The sequence below is a fragment of the Rhizobacter sp. P3_C12 genome (assembly GCF_056402735.1).
The window spans coordinates 1-5,482 of the sequence record NZ_JBFUGW010000352.1 but is presented as its reverse complement, the minus strand read 5'-3'; the positions used below and the strand labels follow the sequence as shown (position 1 = coordinate 5,482).

5 protein-coding genes are annotated in these 5,482 nt (G+C 70.6%); 1 reads left to right on the top strand and 4 read right to left on the bottom strand.

The window, feature by feature from the left end:
* The 4 genes from AC1DXV_RS30745 to AC1DXV_RS30730 form a co-directional block, all read right to left on the bottom strand.
* Nucleotides 1-642, bottom strand: a 642-nt coding sequence (locus tag AC1DXV_RS30745; protein ID WP_477937248.1) for a chorismate transformation FkbO/Hyg5 family protein, incomplete at its 3' end; no start/stop codon positions are given.
* A gap of 51 nt (nucleotides 643-693) precedes the next feature.
* Nucleotides 694-1,755, bottom strand: coding sequence for a patatin-like phospholipase family protein (locus AC1DXV_RS30740; protein ID WP_477873007.1), 1,062 nt, complete (start codon nucleotides 1,753-1,755; stop codon nucleotides 694-696).
* Nucleotides 1,756-1,765: 10 nt separating this feature from the next.
* Nucleotides 1,766-2,308, bottom strand: a complete 543-nt coding sequence (locus AC1DXV_RS30735; protein WP_477873005.1) for a superoxide dismutase family protein — start codon at nucleotides 2,306-2,308, stop codon at nucleotides 1,766-1,768.
* 69 nt (nucleotides 2,309-2,377) lie between these two features.
* Nucleotides 2,378-4,738, bottom strand: coding sequence for a Tex family protein (locus tag AC1DXV_RS30730; protein ID WP_477937246.1), 2,361 nt, complete (start codon nucleotides 4,736-4,738; stop codon nucleotides 2,378-2,380).
* Between the two features lie 123 nt (nucleotides 4,739-4,861).
* On the opposite strand from AC1DXV_RS30730, the gene AC1DXV_RS30725 reads away from it, so the two are divergent.
* Nucleotides 4,862-5,251: a hypothetical protein gene (locus AC1DXV_RS30725; protein ID WP_477872216.1), complete on the top strand. Its 390-nt coding sequence runs from the start codon at nucleotides 4,862-4,864 to the stop codon at nucleotides 5,249-5,251.
* The last annotated feature ends 231 nt before the right edge of the window (nucleotides 5,252-5,482 follow it).

Genomic DNA, 5,482 nt, shown 5'->3' with positions numbered 1-5,482 from the left:
GAACGTGGGCGCGCGCGGACCGTACTGCGACGGGTAGCGGTAGGCACTGACCTGGCGCGGGTTCTCGACCGCGCGTGGCGCCTCGCGCCCGGCCAGGAAATGCACCGTCAGCGGCCCCTGCGTGGTGCCCAGCGCACAGGCGGCCGGCGCGCCGTCGAACGCGCTGCGCCGGGCGGCCAGGAAGGCATCCTGCCGGCCGATGTTGAACTGCCGGTAGCGCTCCAGCGGATCGCCCGCGTCGCACCCGTTGATGTCGGCCACGTAGTTCCACACGCGCAGCAGGTGCGCGAAGCCCTCGTCGCGCAGCAGCTGGAACAGCTCGTCGTAGACCTGCCGCGCCGCCGCGCGGATGCCGCCCGGCCACGCCTTGTCGTCGATGCACAGCGTGCCCATCAGCCAATGCCCGTCGCTCACGAAGCGCGCGGCACCGCGGCACTGCGCGTGCAACGGGCCGGGGACGCTCCAGGTCTCGGTGACCGTGCCGGCGGGGTGCAGCAGCGCGGGGGCGGCGATGTGGCGCGGCTCTTCGCCGGTGTGGATGCGGCGGTCGAGCGCCGGCGTGGCAGTCGATTCAAAGGCGCGACGGAACTGCAGCGGGGAGGACAGGGGGAGCGGCGGAGGGGACAACAGCAGGTCGCGCATCCCGCGAATTTTAGGGGAGCGCCGCACCATTCCGGCCCAGGGCGCGCCGTCCTACAACACCTCGGCGTCGGGGCGATCCAGCCAGTTCGCGAAATCGTCACGAAGCCGTTCGCTTTCGTGCAACGCGCGGGTCCACACCGCCTGCCGGCCCGCCACGTCCTCGCCCCAGGACTTGAAGTCGGCCCGGTCGGGCAGCTTGCCGTGCGGCAGCGTCGCGATCCATTCCGGGTTCGGGTACAGCACGATCAGGTTGTCGAGCATCGCGCTGGCGCGGTGGCGGCGCTTGAAGCCCTTGTCGAGCCAGCCCGGCACCACCGTCTTCTGGAAGTGCGGGTACAGCGCCAGCCCGTCGCGCATCGACGCGTAGTCGAGGTGCAGGTGGTAGTCGGTGATGCCGCCGTCCCAGTAGGCGCCGGTGGGGCCGCCGGGGATGTCGTGCACCGCGTCGAGCCAGAACGGGATCGAGCAGCTGGCGAGGATGCTCGCGCGCAGGTTCGAGCCATCGAGCGCGGCGGTGTGGGTGCGGTAGTCGGTGAGCGACAGCGGCAAGGCATCGCGCGGGTCCGAGAACACCACCCGCTCCAGCCAGCCGCCCATCGCGCGGCGGCTCACGGCATTGGCCGCGAACGCGCCCAGGTAGCCGATCGGCGTGCGCAGCCGCCCCTGCCGGCCCAGCACGTGCCGGCCGCGGCTCGTGAAGACGTGCAGCCGGTAGCGAGGGTGCTGCAGCACCTGCGCCTCGCGCGCGCCGAACTGGCGCACCAGGTTGTCGGCGAACACCTGGCTGACATGGGTCGCGGTCGGCTGCTTGCCGGGCGCGTGCTCGTACTGCTGGCCGATGTAGTCGGCGGCCATCTGCGCCAGCTCGCGCGCCGGGTCGTCGAGGCAGCCGGTGGCCATGCGCCACGCGCCGATCGACGCGCCCAGCAGGTGCACCGTGTGGTCGCTGCGCGGCAGCCAGTCGCCGAACAGGAAGCGATCGAGGTGGTTCAGCGCCAGGCCCTTCGGCCCGCCGGCCGCGGCCGGGATGGCCCGCACATCCTGCGGGCGCAGGCCGTCGCGGCGCAGGTGCTCGCGCGCCTTCGGACCGGCGGCAACCAGCAGGGCCTTCACTGCGTCCCGGTCAGTTGCCGGGGGTCGGGTCGCGCTTGATCACGCCGCAGGCGATGCGGGCGCCGGAGTTGCCGGTCGGCTGCGTCGAATAGTCGTCCTGGCTCGCGTGCACGATCAACCCGCGGCCGACCAGGTCGGTCGGGCCGGAGCCGATGGTGACATCGCTCAGCAGGAATTCGAACTCCGCCACGCCGCTCGCGTCGGCGGTGATCGCCGGGATGTCGCCGGCATGGTGGTCGCCGAGCGGCGAACCGTGCGGCTTGCCGGTGGGGTTGAAGTGGCCGCCGGTGCTCATGCCGTCGCCGCTGGAGCAGTCGCCCTTCTCATGGGCGTGGAAGCCGTGGTCCTGGTTCGGCTTCAGGCCGCGCACCTTGCCCTTGACCAGCACGCGGTCGTCGACCATCTGGAAGGTGACGACGCCTTGCGCGGCATTGCCGGTGGTCGGCAGCAGGATCGCGGTGGCGCTCGGGATCGGCTTGCTCGCACAGGCGCCGAGCAGTGCCGCGGCACCGAGTGCGGCAACCAGGACCAGGGATCGAAGACGTGTGTTCATCGCTGTGTTCCTCAGTGAAGTGTCTGAAGTGTCAAGCCGCGCATGGTGCCCTGGATCGCCCGCCCCGGCTCAGCGCTTGCCTTGCAGCTTCGCAAAGGCAGCCGCCATCGCGGATTGCTGCGCCGTCTGCTGTTGCTGCGGGGCACGGCCAGCGCCGCCCCCACCGCCGCCGCCGCTGCGCTCGCCGCGCCCGGCCGGCCGGAAGCTGTTGTCGCCCTGGCGCTCGCCGCGCGGCGCGACCACCGCATCGAGCTTCATCGTCAGCGAGATGCGCTTGCGTGCCAGGTCGACCTCGAGCACCTTGACCTTGACGATGTCGCCGGTCTTCACGACCTCGCGCGCATCGTTGACGAACTTGTTGCTCAGCTGGCTCACGTGCACCAGCCCGTCCTGGTGCACGCCCAGGTCGATGAAGGCGCCGAACTGCGCGACGTTGCTGACGGTGCCCTCGAGCGTCATGCCCGGCTGCAGGTCCTTCAGGTCCTCGACGCCGTCGTTGAAGCGCGCCACCTTGAAGTCGGGGCGCGGATCGCGGCCSGGYTTYTCCAGYTCGGCGAAGATGTCCTTCACCGTGATCGCGCCGAACTTCTCGCTCGCAAAGGCCTCGGGCTTCAGCGCGCGGATCACGTCGCTGCGGCCCATCACCTCGGCCGCCGGCTTGCTGACCGCGGCCATGATCTTCTCGACCACCGGGTAGGTTTCCGGGTGCACGCCGGACTGGTCCAGCGGGTTGTCGCCGCCGCGGATGCGCAGGAAGCCGGCGCTCTGCTCGAAGGTCTTCGCGCCGAGGCCGCTCACGTCCAGCAGCTGCTGGCGGTTGCGGAACGCACCGTTCGCATCGCGCCAGCGCACGATGCTCGCGGCCACCGCGCTGCTCAGGCCCGACACGCGCGACAGCAGCGGTGCCGACGCGGTGTTCAGGTCGACGCCCACCGAGTTCACGCAATCCTCGATCACGGTGTCGAGGCTGCGCGCGAGCTCGCTCTGGTTCACGTCGTGCTGGTACTGGCCGACGCCGATGCTCTTCGGCTCGATCTTCACGAGTTCCGCCAGCGGATCCTGCAGGCGCCGCGCAATGCTCACCGCGCCGCGCAGGCTCACGTCGAGGTCGGGCAGCTCCTTGCTGGCGTACTCGCTGGCCGAGTAGACCGACGCGCCGGCCTCGCTGACCACCACCTTCTCGATGTGCGTGCCGGGCGCGAGCTGCTGGATGCGCTTGATCAGGTCGGCGGCCAGCTTGTCGGTCTCGCGGCTCGCGGTGCCGTTGCCGATCGCGATCAGGTTGACGCCGTGCGTCGCGCACAGCCGGCCCAGCGTGTGGAGCGAGCCTTCCCAGTCGTTGCGCGGCTCGTGCGGGTAGACGGTGTGGGTGTCGAGCACCTTGCCGGTCGCGTCGACCACGGCGACCTTCACACCGGTGCGGATGCCGGGGTCCAGCCCCATCACGACGCGCGGGCCGGCCGGCGCGGCCAGCAGCAGGTCGCGCAGGTTCTCGGCGAACACCTTGATCGCGACCTTCTCGGCCTCTTCGCGCAGCCGGCTGAACAGGTCGCGCTCCAGGCTCAGGCTGAGCTTGACCTTCCAGGTCCAGCCGACGGTCTTGCGGATCAGGTCGTCGGCCGGCCGCTTCTTGTGGCTCCAGCCCAGGTGCACCGCGATGCGGCCTTCGGCGATCGTCGGCTGGCCCGGCACCACTTCTTCGTCGAGCACCAGCTTCGCATCGAGGAACTCGAGCGTGCGGCCGCGGAAGACGGCCAGCGCGCGGTGCGACGGCACGCGGTTGATCGGCTCGTCGTACTCGAAGTAGTCGCGGAACTTGGAGATGTCGGGGTGGTTGACGTCCTTGCCGTCCATCAGCTTCGAGCGCAGCAGGCCTTCGTCCCACAGCCAGGTGCGCAGCTTGCCGACCAGCGCGGCGTCTTCGGCCCAGCGCTCGCTGAGCAGGTCGCGCACGCCGTCGAGCACCGCCGGCGCATCGGCGAAACCGCCTTCGGCATTGATGAAGGCCACCGCCTCGGCGGCCGGGTCGAGCGACGGGTCGGCGAACAGCTTGTCGGCCAGCGGCTCCAGGCCCGCCTCGCGGGCGATCATGCCCTTGGTGCGGCGGCGCGGCTTGAACGGCAGGTAGAGGTCTTCGAGCTCCTGCTTCGTGGGGGCCGCCTCGATCGCGGCGCGCAGCGCGGGGGTCAGCTTGCCCTGCTCGTCGATGCTCTTCAGCACGGCCTCGCGGCGGTCTTCGAGCTCGCGCAGGTACGAGAGGCGGGATTCGAGCTCGCGCAGCTGGATGTCGTCGAGGTTGTCGGTGGCTTCCTTGCGGTAGCGGGCGATGAAGGGCACCGTGGCCCCGCCGTCCAGCAGTTGCACCGCGGCGTTCACTTGCGCCGGCCGAACCTTCAGTTCGGCGGCGATCTGCAGAAGAATCTTGTCCAAGACGAGGGGGCCCGCTGCGGGGCGGCAAAGCACGAAAGCGGCGGAGTTTGCCACACGGTCATCGCCGGGGCCCCGGGCGGATTTGTCACCGTTTGCTATGCTCGCGGCCTTCACGCCGTCCCCATGCCCCACCGCCCCCTCGCCCTCACCCGTGCCTCGCGCCGCATCGCCTTCGCGGCCGTGCTGCTCGTGTCGCTCGTGCTCGCGCAGGCGTTGGGGTTGATGCACGGCATCGCGCACATGCGTCATGCGCCGGGCGCGGCGACCACGGCCGCTGGAGTGAAGGCGCCGGCTGGCGACTCCGGCTGGGTCGCCAAGCTGTTCGCCGGCCACCAGCACGGCGGCGATTGCGATGTGTACGACCAGTTGACCCATGGCGACGCGCTGCACGGCATCACGCCTGCCTTCGCGGCCGTCGAGTTCACGCAGACGCCGGTGGCGCTGCACCGCGGCTGGCACATCGCCGCGCAGTCCTCGGGCTTCCTCGCCCGCGGGCCCCCTTCCCTGAGCTGATCCGCCTTTCCAGGTTCGTCTTCGGACCGGCTGCGCCTGCGCACGCCGGCCCGACCTCATCAGCTTTTCGGAAGTCTCTCCATGAATTCGCTCGTCTCGAAGCGCCACGCCGTGTCCGTGGCCATCTCGCTTGCCTTCTCTTCTGCCGCCTTCGCGCAGGCCATCCCGGCCGCAGCCGTCGCACCGGCCGCCGCAGCCAGCGCCCCCGCCACGCTCGACAAGGTCGTGATC